The 18,008-nt window shown below is 68.3% G+C and carries 13 protein-coding genes; 8 read left to right on the top strand and 5 right to left on the bottom strand.

Annotated elements, in window-relative coordinates; genetic code table 11:
* The first annotated feature begins 158 nt into the window (after positions 1-158).
* Both ACP26O_RS20820 and ACP26O_RS20825 read left to right on the top strand, forming a co-directional pair.
* On the top strand, positions 159-317 hold the full coding sequence (locus ACP26O_RS20820) for a hypothetical protein (protein WP_175666586.1): 159 nt from the start codon (positions 159-161) through the stop codon (positions 315-317).
* Positions 318-453: 136 nt separating this feature from the next.
* On the top strand, positions 454-2,952 hold the full coding sequence (locus tag ACP26O_RS20825; RefSeq protein ID WP_175666587.1) for a DUF3772 domain-containing protein: 2,499 nt from the start codon (positions 454-456) through the stop codon (positions 2,950-2,952).
* A gap of 97 nt (positions 2,953-3,049) precedes the next feature.
* On the opposite strand, the gene ACP26O_RS20830 is transcribed toward ACP26O_RS20825, so the two are convergent.
* The gene (locus ACP26O_RS20830) at positions 3,050-4,561 is read right to left on the bottom strand and encodes an L-piperidine-6-carboxylate dehydrogenase (RefSeq protein ID WP_126226063.1); all 1,512 of its coding nucleotides are present in this window, start codon (positions 4,559-4,561) and stop codon (positions 3,050-3,052) included.
* Positions 4,562-5,195: 634 nt separating this feature from the next.
* On the opposite strand from ACP26O_RS20830, the gene ACP26O_RS20835 reads away from it, so the two are divergent.
* From ACP26O_RS20835 to ACP26O_RS20845, 3 genes are all read left to right on the top strand, one after another.
* Entirely contained in the window at positions 5,196-6,776 is a 1,581-nt protein-coding gene (locus tag ACP26O_RS20835; protein WP_175666588.1) for an amino acid permease, read from the top strand.
* A 153-nt stretch (positions 6,777-6,929) separates the two neighbouring features.
* Positions 6,930-8,198: an NAD(P)/FAD-dependent oxidoreductase gene (locus ACP26O_RS20840; protein WP_175666589.1), complete on the top strand. Its 1,269-nt coding sequence runs from the start codon at positions 6,930-6,932 to the stop codon at positions 8,196-8,198.
* Between the two features lie 118 nt (positions 8,199-8,316).
* Positions 8,317-8,991: a TetR family transcriptional regulator gene (locus ACP26O_RS20845; RefSeq protein WP_166725025.1), complete on the top strand. Its 675-nt coding sequence runs from the start codon at positions 8,317-8,319 to the stop codon at positions 8,989-8,991.
* Positions 8,992-9,112: 121 nt separating this feature from the next.
* On the opposite strand, the gene ACP26O_RS20850 is transcribed toward ACP26O_RS20845, so the two are convergent.
* Both ACP26O_RS20850 and ACP26O_RS20855 read right to left on the bottom strand, forming a co-directional pair.
* Positions 9,113-10,894 carry a phospholipase D-like domain-containing protein gene (locus ACP26O_RS20850; RefSeq protein WP_175666590.1) on the bottom strand — a complete coding sequence of 594 codons (1,782 nt, stop codon included), beginning with the start codon at positions 10,892-10,894 and terminating at the stop codon, positions 9,113-9,115.
* Between the two features lie 103 nt (positions 10,895-10,997).
* Entirely contained in the window at positions 10,998-11,756 is a 759-nt protein-coding gene (locus tag ACP26O_RS20855) for a DeoR/GlpR family DNA-binding transcription regulator (RefSeq protein WP_166725027.1), read from the bottom strand.
* 205 nt (positions 11,757-11,961) lie between these two features.
* Between ACP26O_RS20855 and ACP26O_RS20860 the strand changes: the two genes are divergently transcribed.
* The 3 genes from ACP26O_RS20860 (at position 11,962) to nadE (ending at position 14,567) form a co-directional block, all read left to right on the top strand.
* A complete protein-coding gene (locus tag ACP26O_RS20860) occupies positions 11,962-12,147 on the top strand; it encodes a hypothetical protein (protein ID WP_006752380.1) in 186 nt (61 codons plus the stop codon).
* A gap of 457 nt (positions 12,148-12,604) precedes the next feature.
* Positions 12,605-13,474, top strand: a complete 870-nt coding sequence (locus ACP26O_RS20865; protein ID WP_175666591.1) for a DMT family transporter — start codon at positions 12,605-12,607, stop codon at positions 13,472-13,474.
* A 244-nt stretch (positions 13,475-13,718) separates the two neighbouring features.
* On the top strand, positions 13,719-14,567 hold the full coding sequence (nadE, locus tag ACP26O_RS20870; protein WP_175658704.1) for an ammonia-dependent NAD(+) synthetase: 849 nt from the start codon (positions 13,719-13,721) through the stop codon (positions 14,565-14,567).
* A gap of 72 nt (positions 14,568-14,639) precedes the next feature.
* Here nadE and ACP26O_RS20875 read toward each other — a convergent pair whose 3' ends face one another.
* Positions 14,640-16,316, bottom strand: coding sequence for a S10 family peptidase (locus ACP26O_RS20875; protein WP_175666592.1), 1,677 nt, complete (start codon positions 16,314-16,316; stop codon positions 14,640-14,642).
* Positions 16,317-16,389: 73 nt separating this feature from the next.
* Positions 16,390-17,979, bottom strand: a complete 1,590-nt coding sequence (locus ACP26O_RS20880) for a S53 family peptidase (RefSeq protein ID WP_175666593.1) — start codon at positions 17,977-17,979, stop codon at positions 16,390-16,392.
* Positions 17,980-18,008 lie beyond the last annotated feature (29 nt).

Raw genomic sequence — 18,008 nt, forward strand, 5'->3', positions numbered from 1 at the left:
TCCGGATTATTGATTGTCTTGGCGCTACCAGAGGGCATTGGCAAGCGGCTTTGCGCATTTTAGCGACGCGAGCGACCGAGCACATCAATCGTTGAAGCACGGTCGCTGGCGACAACGCGCCGGAATCGACAATCACCCCACGCACTCGATCCCCGTTTATGCACGCCATCCGCGCGCTGGAGTATGTAACTTTCGTAACCATCGATCCGGCTGATCGCGCGCGCAGCATCGTCGAAACACGGCTTTCCGGCTTCGGCAAAATCGGCGTTCGCCCTGCTGCCACGGGCGCGAGCGGCCGTTTCGAGCGCAGCCGCTGACGCCCCGCCGGCGGAATTCGCGCATATCTGTTCGAATTTCGTTCGAGCCGCACCCCGGTAACATGCTACGGGGCCAAACTCCCGGCTTCCGGGCGCCTTTCGGCGTTCGGCATTGTCGGCAAAACGTAAGCATTCCATGTCCATACAACGACTCTCCACCTACGCACGCCGGATCGCGCTGTTCGCGTTGCTGCAGTTCGCTGCGCTCGCGACCGCGTCGGCGTTTCCGGGCGCCGCATCCGCGCCGAGCGCGAGCGGCGTCGGCGTCCCCGTGCCGACCATCTCGCTGAGCGACGCGGTTGCGCAGCTCAAGCAGATGCAGGTGCAACAGGACCGTATCAAGCAGCAGACGTCGAACGCGACCAACAGCAAGGAGCTCGACGGGCTCGGCGAAGCGACGCAGGAACTGAGCGCCGACGTCGAGAAGCTGCAGAGCGAGCTCGCGCCGCAGCGCACGCAGATCCAGGCTCAGCTCGACGTGCTCGGCCCGCCGCCGGCGCCGGGCGCGTCGCCCGAAACACCCGCGGTCGCGCAGCAGCGGGCGACGCTGAACGCGCGCAAGACGCAGATCGAAGCAGCGCTGAAACAGGCGGCCGACCAGAAGGCCAACCTGGCGAACCTGAACGACCAGTTCGCGAAACTGCACCGCAGCCTGCTGCGCAATCAGCTCGCGTTCCGCTCGGGCAGCATCTTCGGCGCGCAATTCTGGCTGCCGCTGTTCCATCTGTCGCCGGACGATGTCCAGCGCCTCGACGACTTCAACGACGAACTGCGCGACATGCTGCGCTCGTCGTGGACACCCGGCCAGCGCGCCATCACCACGCTCCTGCTGATCGCCGCGCTCGCGGTGTGGCTCGGCGGCCGCCGCCTCGTCGAGCGCGGGCTCGCGTGGTTCTGCCTGAACCGTCTGCCGCCCACCCGGCTGCGCCGCAGCGCACTGGCGCTGGCGACCGCATTCTCGACGCTGCTGGCGACCGCGGTCGCCGTCCAGGTGCTCTATCTCGCGCTCGCCCGCCACTACGAGCTCACGCCGTCGATGAGCGATCTGTGGGACCAGTTCGCGAAGCTCGCCGTGACCTGCGCGCTGATCGCCGGCCTCGGCCGCGCGCTGCTCTGCACCAAGCATCCGTCGTGGCGGCTGCCGGCGCTCGCCGATCCCGTCGCGCTCGCGATGCGGCCGTTCCCCGGCGTGCTGGCCGCGCTGCTGCTGATGTCCGGCACGCTCGAATCGATCAACCGGATCGTCGATACCAGCCTGTCCGTCACGCTGCTCGGCCGCGGCATCGTATCGCTCGTCGTCGCGCTGACCGTCGGCGCGTCGATCCTGCGCGCGAACCGCGTACGCACCGCGCTCGCGGCATCCGGCGAGGCGCCCGAGGAGCGGTCGACGCTCGCGGGGCTGATCCATGCGGGCGTCACGCTGGCGATCGTCGTGTCGCTCGTTGCGCTGCTGATCGGCTACATCACGGTCGCGCGCTTCATCACGTACGAGCTCGTGTGGTTCGAGATCGTGCTGTGCAGCGTCTACATCCTGACGCAGCTCACGCGCGACGCGAGCGAAAGCCTGTTCTCCGCGAACCTGTCGAGCGGCAAGCAGATCAAGCACCTGTTCGCGCTCGACGACCGGCATCTCGAGCAGGCGCACACCGTCGTGTCCGGGCTCGGCACGAGCCTGCTGATGCTGGTCGCGGCCATCGCGCTGGTGACGGGCGGCTTCGGCACGACGCCGAGCGACCTGCTCGACAGCGCGATCGCGATGATCGGCGGCCAGCGGCTGCAGAGCCTGAACATCATGCCCGACCGGATCCTGAACGCCGTCATCGGGTTCGCGATCGGCTTCTACCTGCTGCGCTCGGTGCGCCGCTGGCTCGACAACGAATTCATGCCGGCGCTCGGCATGGACGCGGGCATGCGCGTGTCGCTGGTCACGCTGTTCACCAACGTCGGCTACGTGCTGCTCGTGCTGATGACGCTGGGGCTGCTCGGTGTCCGGTGGAGTAACCTCGCGTGGATCGTCAGCGCGCTGTCGGTCGGTATCGGTTTCGGCCTGCAGGAGATCGTGAAGAACTTCGTGTCGGGGCTGATCCTGCTGACCGAGCGGCCGGTGAAGGTCGGCGACATGGTCAGCATCGCGGGCGTCGAAGGCGACATCCGCCGCATCAACGTGCGCGCGACCGAGATCCAGCTCAGCGATCGTTCGACCGTGATCGTGCCGAACTCGCAACTGATCTCGCAGAACGTGCGCAACGTGACGATGGGCAACAGCACGCAAGGCGTCGCGACGCTGACGCTGACGTTCCCGCTGAACACCGATCCCGTGCAGGTGCGCGACCTGCTGCTCGATGCGTATCGCGAACACCCGGCGATTCTCGACAAGCCGGCGCCGTCGGTCACGTTCAGCCAGCTGGCGCCGGACGGGATCACGCTGAGCGTGACGGGCTACGTGGCGAGCCCGCGGATCGCGGCCTCGACCAAAAGCGACCTGCTGTTCGAGATCCTGAAGCAGTTGCGCGCGGCGCAGATCACGCTGTCGACGCCGCAGATGCTGGTCGTGCAGAACATGCCGGCGCTCGAGAGTTCCCCGCAGCACGAGCCGGAAGCGAACCCGCGGCTGCACGCTGGTCGATCCTCGTAGCACACGCCTCACCGGAAACGACAAGGGCCGGTTACCGCTCCCGCGGCAACCGGCCCTGTTCATTTGACCGCCAAGGCGCCCTGCCGGGCGCCGCCCATCATACGTCGAACTTCACGCCCTGCGCGAGCGGCAGCTGACGGCTGTAGTTGATCGTGTTCGTCGCACGGCGCATATACGCCTTCCACGCATCCGAACCCGACTCGCGGCCACCGCCCGTTTCCTTCTCGCCACCGAATGCGCCGCCGATCTCCGCGCCGCTCGTGCCGATGTTCACGTTGACGATCCCGCAATCGCTGCCCGCTGCCGACATGAACTGCTCGGCCTCGCGCATGTCGTTCGTGAAGATCGCCGACGACAGGCCTTGCGGCACCGCGTTGTGCAGCTCGATCGCATCGTCGAAGTTGTCGTAGATCATCACGTACAGGATCGGCGCGAACGTTTCGCGCTCGACCACCGCCGATTGCTTCGGCATCCGCACGATGGCCGGACGCACGTAGTACGCATCCGCATGACCGATGTCGACGCGCTCGCCGCCCTTCACTTCGCCGCCCTGCTCGCGTGCATCGGCCAGCGCCTTCTGCATCGCGTCGAACGACGCGCGGTCGACCAGCGGGCCGACGAGCGTGCCTTCCTCGAGCGGGTTGCCGACCTTCACCGACGCATACGCCTTCTCGATGCGCGGCAGCAGTTGCTCGACGAGGCTGCGATGCACGATCAGGCGGCGCAGCGTCGTGCAGCGCTGGCCGGCCGTGCCGACCGCCGCGAACGTGACCGCGCGCACCACGAGGTCGAGGTCGGCGCTCGGCGCGACGATCATCCCGTTGTTGCCGCCGAGCTCGAGGATGCCGCGCGCGAGACGCTGGCTCAGCACCTTCGCGACTTCCTGGCCCATCCGCACACTGCCCGTCGCGCTGACGACCGGCACCTTCTTCGACGACGTCAGCACTTCGCCGACATCGCGCATGCCGAGCACCAGCTGGCTCAGGCCCTGCGGCGCGACGCCCGGGTGGGTCTTCTCGAATTCGCGGATCGCCTTTTCGAGCAGCACGTGGCATGCAATCGCGGTGAGCGGCGTCTTCTCCGACGGCTTCCACACGACCGAATCGCCGCACACGAACGCGAGCGCCGCATTCCACGCCCACACCGCGACCGGGAAGTTGAACGCCGAGATCACGCCGCACACGCCGATCGGGTGCCACGTTTCCATCATCCGGTGGCCCGGCCGCTCCGACGCGATCGTCAGGCCGTACAGCTGGCGCGACAGGCCGACCGCGAAATCGCAGATATCGATCATTTCCTGCACTTCGCCAAGGCCTTCCGACGTGATCTTGCCGGCTTCGAGCGTGACGAGGCGGCCCAGCTCGGCCTTGTGCTCGCGCAGCACGTTGCCGAACACGCGCACGAACTCGCCGCGCACCGGCGCCGGCACCGTGCGCCACTTGAGGAATGCGTCGTGCGCGGCGTCGATCTTGCGCTCGGCGTCGGCGGGCGAGTCGACCGCCAGCGTCGCGAGCGTCGCGCCGTCGAGCGGCGAACGCGCGGTCAGCGCAGTGCCTTTCCACCGGGCGAGATCGATGTCGAGCGCAGCAAGAATGTCGTTGAATTGCATCACTTCCTCTTCAGGGACAGATTGATCGGTGCGGCGGCGACGCCGCCCGCGTGATTCGATTGGAGCGCGTTCGCGCGCCTTGTGCAAGCGGATGCGCGCCCCGGCCGGCCCGACGCGCCGCACGGCGCATCGCCCGCGCGCCGTCGCCGCAACCCCGGCCGACCGGCACGCCATCGCCTCGCGACGCACGATCCATGAGACACATTGTCGGTGGCCACAACTCGGCCCGCTATTGATATTAACTCACGACTTCATTCCGAAAGCGCAACACCCTGGCGGGACGAATCCCTCGCTTTCCGTAACGGCATGAGACTTGTCCAAAGCCCGTGACGGGGCCGGCCGCCGCGTTGCCGGCCATCCCGACTTGATGACTATCCGGCATTACCCTGTGCGGAAATATCGTTTGCCGCGCGTGCTCCGGCCCCACACAATCGGGTCGTGTCGAAGTGCTCCGCACCCGGCGCGACGACGGCCGCCCGACATGCGGCCGGACGACAGACGAACGCGACGCGCATCGCGCTCCGCGGTTCGCCCGAACCGGGCCGCGCGGAACCGCCGCTGTCCGGCCGGCGGCCGGCGACGGGTGGCGCTTCGCGGCCAAAAACAATTCCGGAGACAGCGCCCAGCACCGCCCATGCATTCAGATGCCCGCCCCGATTCCCCCTCCCCGTCCGGCTCGCGTCCTGCGAAACCGTCCCTCCACCGCAGCCTGCAGGCGCGCCATCTGCGGATGATCGCGATCGGCGGCTCGATCGGCACCGGCCTGTTCGTCGCGTCCGGCGCATCGATTTCCCAGGCCGGCCCCGGCGGCGCGATCGTCGCGTACATGCTGATCGGCCTGATGGTCTACTTCCTGATGACGAGCCTCGGCGAAATGGCCGCGTTCATGCCGGTGTCGGGTTCGTTCGCGACCTACGGCTCGAAGTTCGTCGACGAAGGCTTCGGCTTCGCGCTCGGCTGGAACTATTGGTATAGCTGGGCCGTCACGCTCGCGGTCGAACTCGTCGCCGCGCAGCTCGTGATGCATTACTGGTTTCCGCACGTGCCGGGCGTGTGGTGGAGCGCGCTGTTTCTCACGCTGATCTTCGCGCTCAATGCGCTGTCGGTGCGCGGTTTTGGCGAAGCCGAATACTGGTTCGCGCTGATCAAGGTGCTGACGGTCGTCGCGTTCCTTGGCGTCGGCGTGATGATGATCTTCGGCATTCTGCAGGGCGGCCCGAGCGCGGGCTGGGCCAATTTCACGATCGGCGACGCACCGTTCGCCGGCGGCCTGCCGGCGCTGATGGGCGTCGCGATGATCGCGGGCTTCTCGTTCCAGGGCACCGAAATGATCGGCGTCGCGGCCGGCGAATCGGAGAACCCGCGCACGACGATCCCGCGCGCGGTGAGCCAGATCTTCTGGCGCATCCTGCTGTTCTACGTGCTCGCGATCATCGTGATCGGCGTGCTGATTCCGTACACCGACCCGAGCCTGCTGAAGAGCGACGTGACCGACATCGGCGTGAGCCCGTTCACGCTGGTGTTCCGCCACGCGGGCCTCGCGGTCGCGGCCGGCGTGATGAACGCGGTGATCCTGACGGCCGTGCTGTCGGCCGGCAACTCGGGCATGTACGCGTCGACGCGGATGCTCTACAACCTCGCGACGGAAGGCCGCGCGCCGAGGCTGTTCGCGAAGCTGTCGCCGGGCGGCGTGCCGCGCAATGCGCTGTACGCGACCACGGCCGTCGGCGCGCTCTGCTTCCTCACGTCGCTGTATGGCGACAAGACGGTGTACCTGTGGCTGCTGAACACGTCGGGCATGGCCGGCTTCATCACGTGGCTCGGCATCGCGATCAGCCACTACCGCTTCCGCAAGGGCCTGCTCAAGCAGGGCTATCGCCTCGACCAGCTGCCGTATCGCTCGAAGTGGTTCCCGTTCGGCCCGATCTTCGCGTTCGTGCTGTGCGCGGTCGTCGCGCTGGGCCAGGACTACCAGGCGTTCATGGGCAGCAAGATCGACTGGGCGAGCGTGGCCGCGACCTATATCGGCGTGCCGTTCTTCCTCGCGATCTGGCTCGGTTACGCGCTGGTGCGCAAATGCCGCCTCGTGCGCTACGAGGACATGGAGATCGCGCCGTGGATCGAGCGCAACGCGACGCCCGACGCGACGGAGAAGGCCGACGCCGGCTATCCGGCTTTCGTCGCCAGCCCGGCCAACCCGACGCCGGGCGCCTGACGTCCGGTAAGCCCGGGAAGCCCAATAACGCAGCGGCCGCCGCCCGAATGCGACGGCCGCTGCGCTGAAAACCCCATTCGACGCGGCGCGCGCGTTCAGGCAAGATCGACGCGCGCCGCCTGTTTTTCCGCCGTTACGAGTCACCGAAACCGCATGCAGAACTTCTACGAAGCCACCGTTACCCGCCAGCCCTACCCGCAACTGACCGGCCCGATCGATACGCAGGTCTGCATCGTCGGCGGCGGCCTCGCCGGCCTGTGCACCGCGCTCGGTCTCGTCGAGCGCGGCGTGCAGGATGTCGTCGTGCTCGACGGCGAACGGGTCGGCTTCGGCGCGTCGGGCCGCAACGGCGGCTTCGTGTTCGGCGGCTACAGCCTCGACAACGCGGACCTGCTGCGCGCGCTCGGCCGCGACGAAGGCCGTCGCCTGTACCGGCTCACCGTCGACGCAGTCGAGCTGATCCGCGCGCGGATTGCCCGCTACGGCATCGACTGCGACATCGTCGACGAGGGCGTGATGCTCGCGAACTGGTTCGACGATCCGTCGCGGCTCGACAGCGTGCGCACGCTGATGAAGCAGGAATTCAACGTCGATTGGGAACCCGTCGCGACGGACGCGCTGCGCGCGCGGCTGAAGACGCAGCGCTATCACGGCGGCCTGTTCGAGCCGAACGCGTTCCACTTCCATCCGCTCAAGTACGTGCTCGGCGTCGCGGCGGCCGCATCGCGCGGCGGCGCACGCGTGTACGAACGCTCGGCCGCGCTCGGCATCGCGCGCGAAGGCGCCGGCTACGTCGTGCGCACGGCGCACGGCACGGTACGCGCGAAGGATGTCGTGTTCGCCGGCGGCGGTTATGCGCGCGGCGTGTCGCCGCGCATCGAGCGCGCGGTGCTGCCGATCGCGACCTACGTGATCGCGACCGAACCGCTCGGCACGCGGCTGCCGGACGCCATCGATGCGCCATACGCGATCTACGACACGCGTTTCGCGTTCGACTACTACCGTCCGCTGAAGGACACGCGGATTCTGTGGGGCGGCCGGATCTCGGTGCTCGACCGCGGCCCCGACGCGATCGCGCGGCTGCTGCGGCGCGACCTGCTGCGCGTGTATCCGCAGCTCGACGGCGTGAAGGTCGAATACGCGTGGGGTGGGCTGATGAGCTACGCGCGGCACAAGATGCCGCAGATCGGGCGCGACGCGGACGGCGTGTGGCACGCGATCGCGTTCGGCGGCCACGGGATGGCGCCCACCACCGTCGCCGGCGAAGCGCTCGCCGCCGCGCTGGCCGGCGAGCGGCCGGTGCCGGAAGGCTTCGCCGCGTTCGGCCTCACGCGCACGTTCGGGCTCGCGGGCCTCGCCGCCGCGCAGCTCACGTACACCGCGTATCAGGCCCGCGACGCACTCGCGTCGTGCCGGCGCTGAACCGTCGCGGCGGCGGCCGAAACCGTGCCGCCGATTAGAGCAGCGAGTCGGCAGGATGGCGATTTCCTGCATGCTAGAATGATTTTTTCATGCCGCCGCGAACGCACAACAAAGTCACATGAAAGCTGCAAGCAAGGCCGCCACGTCCGAAAGCCGCGCGCTTGCGACCGATGCGCGGCGCAAATACGATCCCGAGCAAACCAAGCGCAACATCCTCGACGTCGCCACGCAGGAGTTCTCCGCGATGGGCCTCGCCGGTGCGCGCGTCGACGCGATCGCCGAGCGTACGAACACGACGAAGCGGATGCTCTACTACTACTTCGAAAGCAAGGAAGGCCTGTACGAGGCCGTGCTGGAGAAGGTGTACGGCGACATCCGCGCGCTCGAGCAGGAACTGCACGTCGGCGACATGGAGCCGCGCGAAGGCATGCGCCGGCTCGTCGAATTCACGTTCGACTATCACGACAAGCATCGCGACTTCGTGCGCCTCGTGTCGATCGAGAACATCCACGGCGCGAAGTATCTCGAACAGCTGAAGTCGTTCAAGAACCGCAACGTCAGCATCATCAAGACGCTCGAGGAACTGCTCGAGCGCGGCGCGGCGAGTGGCGCGTTCCGCAAGGACATCGACGCGTTCGACCTGCACCTGCTGATCAGCTCGTTCTGCTTCCACCGCGTGTCGAACCGCTACACGTTCGGCGCCGCGTTCGGCCGCGATCCGTCGGCGCCGCGGCTGCGCTCGCGGCATCGCGAGACGATCGCCGACTCCGTGCTGCGCTACGTCGCCGCGTAGTCGCACCGCGCGATTCTGCCCGATTCCACCCGAAGGCCGAACGACATCACGACGCGTGCAACCGGCATGAGCCGGAAGCACGTCGCGCTTCCGGCCGAGCGGATGCGTCATGCGCCACGCGTCAGTCCGTCGGCGCGGTCGACGCCAGCGCGATCCGCGCCTTCTCTTCCGGGCTCCCCGCCACGTAATACTTCTTCGCCCAGCTCGAATCCGGCGCGAGCGCGAGTTGCCGATGCGAACCGGCGCCGTGCCGTTTCGTCTCGATCGCCAGCGCCCGCGCGCGATAGTGCTCGTAGAGCCGCAGGAATTCCGCGAGATAGATCGCGGCGATCCGCGTGTCGCGAATCTCGAGCAGGTTCTCGTCGTTGTACTGCTCGGAATTGCGGCTCATGTTCGCGGAGCCCGTATAGACGATCGGGTTCGCGCCTTCCGCATCGATCACGATGAACTTGTGGTGGATCACGACCGGCGGATAGGCCGGCGCCGGCTCGCCCGGAAAGAGGCGCAGCTCCGGCTCGAAACCCTGCGGCACCGTCGACGGCGAGAAATACGCGGCATCGATCACGTCGCGACGATCGCGCTGGCGATGGTAAAGCTCGAGATTCGCGAGCGTCGCCGCATCGAGCGTCTGGCCGTCGTGCTGCGCGGCATCGGCCTTCGTCGCGCTGCCGGCGCTGATGCGGTTCACCAGGCCGAACATCATCAGGCCGCGGTCGCCGGCCGCGAAGCATGCGTCGCGCAGCGCCGCGTCGGTCGGCATGAACAGGCAGAACGACACCGAATGCTTCGCGGCCGCGATCGCGGCGACGATCGTATCGATCTCGGTGCGCTGCCCCGCCCGCTCCGGCGAAAACGCGACGCGCACCTGCGCGCTGCCCACCGTCAACGGCGCCGACCAGCCCGGCGACAGCCGCGCCGTCTCCGCGATCGGCGGATTCGCGGCCAGCGCATGCGCCCGCTCGTTGTACAGCGCGGCGAGCGCCGGCGAGTCGAATGCGTGCAGCACGTTGGCCTGTTCCGTCAGCCCTTCGGTCGTGAAGTTCGCGGAACCGGTCAGCACGCGGGCGGGCGTCGCATTCCCCGGCGCGTCGGTCACGATGAACTTGTCGTGCATGATGTGCGTGCGGTCGCGCGGCGCCAGCGTCGCGAGGCCCTGCAGCGCGTCGACGGCCGGCTGGTTCGGCGACGGCAGCGCCGGCTTGCCCTTGCGCGCGGTCGTGTGCGCGTCGTAGACGATCGCGAGCGACGCTTCGCCGTGCCGGCGCCCGAACGCCTCGAAGGCGGGCAGCGCCCACAGCGTGTCCGTCAGGTGATAGACGGCCGACACCGCGCGCGACGCGGGATCGAGCATCTCCGCGAACACCTGCTCCATGTCGTTCGCGAGCCACGTGCGCAGCTTCAGCGCCTGCGCATCACTCGGCGCGGCGCCCGGCGCGAGACCCAGCGCCGCGACCTGCTTCGCGAACGCCTGCGAACTCACCACCGCGCGGTTGAACCAGGTGCCGATGCCGTCGACGATATGCGCGGGCAGCACGACATCGCACACGCCGGCTTCCGCATCGAGCACCTGCAGGTTCGCCGGCGTGCCGACGACGGGAAAGACGTCATAGCGGAACGACGCATCGCGATCCGGCGGATCGATACGGGCATCCCACCACATGAATTTCTGGATCGGCGCCTGGTCGGTCGGCGCGTCGCCCTGCGTGTCGGCGGCCGGGCCGTCGAACGTCAGCCGGTTCGGCAGCCAGCTGTTCGGCGCCCGCGTCTTGCCGTCGGCCGACCAGAAGCCCGGCGTGCGCCGGATCGCGAAGCCGAGGAAGTCGGTGCGCGACGCCGCGTCGGGCCAGTCGAAGGCCAGCAGGACCAGGGTGGGGGAAAGATAGCTGCGTGCGCTGACGGTCATTCGTGCTCCTGGCGTTTCGGCCGAAAGAGAGGAATGGGTCAGTGTTGACGGCGGTTCTTCCCGGGCGATGACCGTTCGATGAACCTTGTATGTCGGAGCCGCGTCAGTCGCACACGAGCAACTCGATGCCGCGTGCGGCCAGCGCGCGGCGCACGGCCTTGTCGGGCGTGCGCTCGGTGACGAGGTAGCGCGCGGCCGACGTGCCGTTGATCCGCACCGGCGTCACGCGGCCGAACTTCGAATGGTCGGCGACGATGACCGCCGTGCCGGCCGCCGCGATCATCCGGCTGCGCACTTCGGCGGCAAGCCGCGAGTAGTCGGTGCAGTCGCCGTCGACCGTGATGCCGCCCGCGCCGACGAACGCGAAATCGACGTGGTATTGCGCGAGTTGCTGGATCGTATCGAGCCCGAACGTCGCGTCCTCGTCGTCGGACAGCTCGCCGCCGAGCAGCGTCACGCGATTGCCGTTGCGGCGCGCGAGCACGAACGCCGTGCGCCAGTCGTTCGTGTAGATCGACAGCCGGTGCCGGTCGGCGAGCGCGAGCGCCACCGCATGCGGCGTGCTGCCCGAGTCGATCAGCACCGATGCATCGTCGGGCACGAATTCGGCCGCGCGTCGGCCGATCGTGCGCTTCGCCTCGGCGTTCGCCGCTTCGCGCTCGGACAGGCTCGGCTCGCGGCGGTCCGCCGCCAGCGCGCCGCCGTGCGTCATCACGAGCAGGCCGCGCGCCGCGAGTGCGTTCAGGTCGCGCCGCACGGTCTCGCGCGACACGTCGAGCGAGCGCACGAGTTCGGCAACCGACAGCGCGCCCGAGCGGCCGAGCTCCGACAGAATGTATTGATGACGTTGTTCCGCCAGCATCGCAATGCGCCCGAGGCGACTGGTAATGGGTAAGCCAGCCATTGTATTACGGCCGTTTGACTGTCATTTGACGGCGCCGCGTCCGGCAGCGGCCGCGTTTCACGCCAGCGAAATTCTGTATTGCCGGATGCGCGCGAATCGGCACGGCAAGCGATTGCTACACTTTGCGCTTCGCCTAACGACAGACCATCAAGGGGCTTGCGCAATGTATCGCAAAGGCAGTGTGCTCGAAATCCAGTTTTCGCCGGAACGACTCAACGACGGGGCCGGCGATCCGTACTGGATCGACCTGACGCTCGACGAAGCGCGCCGGCTGTATGAACAACTCGCCGCGCGCTTCGCGACCGACGCGCGCGCCAACCAGCCGCTCGACACGTTCTCGCTCGACTGATCTCCGTTTCTTTTCCCGCGCCACGGTGCGCTTTCATGCGGCGGCCCCTTCGCCCGGCCGGGTAATAACCGGACGGCTGGCTCGACTGATCTCCGCTCCTTTGCCCGCGCGACGGCGCGCCTTCATGCCGCGGCCCTTTCGCCCGGCCGGGTGATAACCGGACGGCTGGCTCGACGGATCTCCGTTCCTTTGCCCGCGCCACGGCGCGCCTTCATGCCGCGGCCCTTTCAGCCGGCCGGCCGCTGACCGAACGGCCGGCACGCTAGCGCGCGACGCGCTGGCCACGCATCACATCCGCGGTCGCCGCTTGCAGCCGCAGCAGCGGCGCGGCCCATGGCCGCTGCATGCATCCCGCACGCGCGACGCCCGAGTGCAGAATCCGACAAGACGGAGGCACCGCTTCATCCGATACTGACCGACTTCACGATTCGTCCGGCCGTATCGCGGCCCGCCACGCATGTTTACCCCGCTCGTCGCCGCGGCTTTCGTCGCGCTGTGGTCCACCGGCTTCATCGTCGCCCGGGCAATCAAGCCCTACGCCGATCCGAACCTGTTCCTGCTCGCGCGTTTCGCCGGCACGGCCGTGCTGTTCGGCGCGGTCGCACTCGTCGCGCGCGCGCCGTGGCCGGCCCGCCGCGAATGGCCGCGCCACCTGATCGCCGGCGCGCTACTGCAGGGCGTCTATCTCGGCGCCAGCTACTGGGCCGTCGCGCAAGGGCTGAATGCGGGCGTGATGGCGCTGCTCGGCGCGCTGCAGCCGCTCGCCACCGCCGTGCTCGCCGTGCCGCTGTTCAACGAGCGACTGCCCGCGCGCGGCTGGCTCGGGATGGCGCTCGGGCTGGCCGGCGTGGCGCTCGTGCTCGCGCCGAAGGTCGCGGGCGGCGTCGCGCCGCCGCCGGGCGCCGCGCCCGCGTGGTTCGTCGTGACCGTATCGATCCTGGCGGTCGGCTCGATCACCGCCGGCTCGCTGTACCAGAAGGGCAAGCTCGCGCAGAACGACCTGCGCACGGCCGTCGCCGTGCAGAACCTCGGCGCGGCGATCGTCGCGGCCGTCTTCGTCGTGCTGCTGCATGAAACGCGCTGGATCGGCGCGCCGGCGCTGTGGATTTCGCTCGTGTGGGGCGTCGTGTTCCTGTCCGGCGGCGCGGTCACGATGCTGATGTGGATGCTGCGGCGGGGCAACGCGGCGCGCGCGACGTCGTTGCTGTTCCTCGCGCCGCCGCTCGCCGCGCTGCAGGGCTACCTGCTGTTCGGCGAAACCCTCGCGACCGTCCAGCTCGCCGGCTTCGCGCTTGCGCTCGTGGGTGTCGTGCTCGCGCGGCGCTGACGCACGGGGTCGGGCAGGCAGTCGGGCGATCAGGCGATAGGAAGCACCCGTCACCGCCCCCACCCCGCATCGAAACGAAGCATCCGCCCGCGCGCCCGGGAGCACCGCCGCGCACTCTGCACCATGACGATGCACCGCGTCTCGCCGATGCAACGCGAAGCCGCCGGATCGCATGCCCGGCGCGGCGCCGCGCCCCGATTGCGCTTATGATGGGCGCCTCGCATTTCGTTCCGGAACCACCCCCATGACATCCGCCGATTACGCCAGCCGCCAACGCGCGATCATTGCCGAACTGAACGTCGCCCCGCACTTCGACGTCGACGCCGAGATCGCCCGGCGCGTCGATTTCCTCGCGCAGTACCTTCGTTCGAGCGGCCTGCGGACCTACGTGCTCGGCATCAGCGGCGGCGTCGATTCGTCGACGGCCGGGCGGCTCGCGCAGCTGGCGGTCGAACAGTTGCGCGCCGGCGGCTACGATGCCCGCTTCATCGCGATGCGCTTGCCGAACGGCGTGCAGAACGACGAAGCCGATGCGCAGCGCGCGCTCGCGTTCGTGCGCGCGGACGAGACGTTCACGGTCGACGTGAAGCCCGCCGCCGACGCGATGCTCGCGTCGCTGGTCGCGTCCGGCCACGCGTTCGAAACCCCGGCGCAGCAGGACTTCGTGCACGGCAACATCAAGGCGCGCGAGCGCATGATCGCGCAGTACGCGGTCGCCGGCGCGCGGCGCGGCATCGTGATCGGCACCGATCACGCGGCCGAATCGCTGATGGGCTTCTTCACGAAATTCGGCGACGGCGGCGCGGACGTGCTGCCGCTTGCCGGCCTGAGCAAGCGCCGCGTGCGTGCGGTCGCGCGCGCGCTCGGCGGCGACGAACTGATCGTGATGAAGGTGCCCACGGCCGACCTCGAGGAACTGCGTCCGCTGCGCCCCGACGAGCACGCATACGGCGTCACCTACGACGAGATCGACGATTTCCTCGAAGGCAAGACCGTCGCCGACACGGTGTACGAAACGGTGCTGCGCTTCTACGACGGTTCGCGCCACAAGCGCGCGCTGCCGTATACGCCGTTCGACTGGCCGACCGCGTAAGTCGACCACGTAAGTCAAACCGCGCCGCGCGAACCGTAACGGTCACGCGCGGCACGTGCACGACGGGCGACGCTACGCGTGGCCGCCCGTCTTCTTCGCCTGCAGCGCACGAATCCGCAGCCGCGCGCCCGTATCGCTGACCGTCGCGTCGTACATCGTCGCGAGATCGCGCTTGAGCGCGGTGCGCGAACCGCCATCGAGATACACCATGTGCCCCGACGGATAGAAGCGCGCGGACAAGTTCTGCCGCACTTTCTGATCCTCGAGCGGCATCTGCTGCAGATCGATCACGGTCTGGTAGAACGGCGTGACGAAATCGTACAAGCCGTTCGCCGACAGCACCTTCAGGTCGACGTTCAGCGCCATCACCGCGGCGAGGTCGCCCGCCGTGTAGAGGATCACGTTCCCCTTCGCATCGATGCCCTGCTGCTCGCCGGTCGGGTCGATATGGCTGAAGTCCCAGTTCTGGAACGCCTGGTCGTTCAGGTCCGTGAACGCGGAGTTCGACGTGAACTTCAGCTGCTCGTTCAGGTAGCTGTTCCACATCGCCGTATAGACGCCCGTCACGGCCGTCATCGTCGGATCGTTGCCGCCCGAGTTCGGATCGATCTTGCCGGCGATACCGGTCGAGATCGCCGTCACGCGGCCGTCGTACGAACCGAGCGCGAGCCCCTGCGCGTGCAGCAGCGTCGTCAGGAACAGCGAATTGCCGCGCGCGTTGTAACCGGCGATGTCGAGCCCCCAGGTCTGCAGCGTCGCCGTGTCGATGCCCGTGTAATCCGCCAGCTTCTGCACGGCAGCCGGGTCGGCATGCGGCACGTTGCGCAATGCCTTCAGGTAATCGGTGCGCGCGAACTGCGCGACTTCCTCGATGAACGCGCCGAGATCGGCCGGCGCCGGCTTGACGCCGAGTTTCTTGTGATACCACGCGTCGGCCGCCGCGGTCGGCAGCGCGCCGACCGGGTTGCCGGCCTGCCGGTAGTCGAGGATCGACGACTGCAGCGTGACGCCGTTCAGGTCGACGCCGTCCTCGTGCAGCTTGTACGCGAGCACGCAGCTGCGCGCGGTGCCATACGACTCGCCGAACAGGTATTTCGGCGAATTCCAGCGGTTGTTCTTCGTCAGGTAGCGCTTGATGAACTGCTTCAGCGAATCCGCATCCTGGTCGACGCCCCAGAAATTGCGGTTCTTGTTCGGCGCGACGGCCGCCGAATAGCCGGTGCCGACCGGATTGATGAACACCAGGTCGCTGTGGTCGATCATGCTGTCCGGGTTGTCCTCGATCTGATACGGCGCGGGCGGCGTGAACCCTGGCATCGACGTCTTGATGCGCTTCGGCGCGAACGAGCCGAGCAGCACGAACACCGACGACGAACCGGGCCCACCGTTGTAGAAGAACGTGACGGGCCGCGTTTCCTCCTTCGCGCCGTCGGCGGTGAAGGCGACGTAGAAGATCTTCGCGGCCGGCTGCGAACTGCTCGGATCGACCGTCACGAGATGGCCGACCGTCGCCGTGTATGCGATCCGCTTGCCGCCGATCAGGATCGTGTGATGCGTGATCGCGGCCGCTTCGGTCGTGTCGGTCACCGAGTCGTCGGGGCCGTTGCCGTACGCGACCGGATCGAAGAACGGCTGGTCGCGGCCGTGGCTCAGCGCGACGGGATTGATGGTCGGCGGCACGCTATGCGAATTGTGGTCGCCGTGATGCAGCGGATACACGCCGCCGGAAGATGCGGAATCGATGCCCATCGTGCTGCTCCTGGAGGTGAAAAAAGACGCGGGCAAGGAACCCGCGTCACATGGAAAGACTTGTGCCGACGCGTCAGCGCGATGGCTTGCGCGCGAGGATCGCCGCGAGTTTCGCGCCGTCGGGGCTGCCGAGGCCCGTGCACGCGTCCCAGCCGGACGCGGCCGCATACGTGCCGTTCGAGCCTTTCGTGATGTCGCGCAGCGCACCCGGATGCTTGTACAGCGCGGGGTTGATCCAGCCGGCCGATGCGCCGGCCGCCGCGTTGATCCGCGCGATCAGCGCGGCCCACAGCGGCGCGACCGCGCTCGTGCCGCCCATCACCGCGGGCGTTCCGGCGATCGACACTTCGTAGCCCGTTTGCGGCGACGCATCGCCGGCGACGTCCGGCACGCCGCGCTTCGCGAGCGGCCTGCTGCTGCCGTCGGCGAGCGCGACGGTCAGCCCCTTCTGCCAGGCCGGCACGTCGAACATCGTGCTGACGCCGCCGCCACCCGCGCCGCCGCCGGCCGCCTCGTCGTCCCACGTGACCTCGCCGCGAATGCCCTGCCCCGGCAGCGCATCGAGCTGCGTGCCGCCGCAGCCGAGCACGTACGGGCTCGACGCCGGGAAGTCGACGTGATCGGCGCCGTCCTGCAGCCCGTCGCCCGAGCCGCTGTCGCCCGACGCCGCGCACACCGTGATCCCCTGCGCGGCCGCCGCCTGCAGCACGCGGTTGAACGCATGGGCCGACTGCGCCTGCCAGATCGCTTCCGGGCCGCCCCAGCTGATCGAGATCACGGACGGCCGGTTGGTCTTGTCGGTGACCGCCGCGTTGACGGCCTGAATGAAGCCCGCGTCGCTGTTCGGCGCGAAGTACACCGCGATCTTCGCGGCGGGCGCGATCGCACCGGCGATCTCGATATCGAGCGCGACTTCGCCGTCCGGGCCGTTCGCGTCGCCGGTCGGCGTGTTGCGGCCGGTGCCGACGTTCACGTCGACGACCGTCGGCGGCTTGTCGATCCCGAGCCCGCGGAAATACTGCTGGATATCGGTCGCGCGATAGCCGCCGCCGAGTTCGACGATCGCGATGCATTGCCCGGCGCCATCGCCGGCCGGAAAGCCGTACAGCGACGCGAGCTGGGGCGGCGTGAACGTGACCGAGGTGGCGCCGCGCGCGGGCTTGAACGGCGGACGCAGCCGAAAGTGCGGCCGCGCCTGCGGCCGGCTGTCGAGGCCGAGGACGGCCGTGACGACGTCGCCGAGCTCGTCCGGCAGCGCGATGGGGCCCGAGCGGCCGCGGTACTGGCCGATCGAGCGATGCTCGAAACGCTCGAGCTTCACGCTGAATGCCGCCTCGAACTGCTGGATCGTGCCGGACAGCACGACGACGCTTTCCACCGGATCGACGCGATCGACCGTCAGCTGGTGACGGTGCGCGAAGTCCTCGGTCTTGCGAATGTCGTCGGGATTGGCGGAGAAACGCTGCGCGAAGGCGTCGCGCGACAGCGGTGTTGCGTCGGTGTCGCCAGCGGCGAGCTGATTGACCAATGCGTCGAGTTGCCCTTCTTCCGGCCGCCGCAACATCATCGTGACGTGGATGCGTTCCGCCGGATCGCACTGACCGAGGCACTTGGACTCGGCGACGATACGGGGTTCACGGTCGGCTTGAAGATGCCTTGCCATGTTCAGACCCTCCTTGGTACCGCGTTGCA

Origin of the sequence: Burkholderia sp. R-40, assembly GCF_049942845.1 — a bacterium.
Taxonomy (GTDB): Bacteria; Pseudomonadota; Gammaproteobacteria; order Burkholderiales; family Burkholderiaceae; genus Burkholderia; species Burkholderia ambifaria.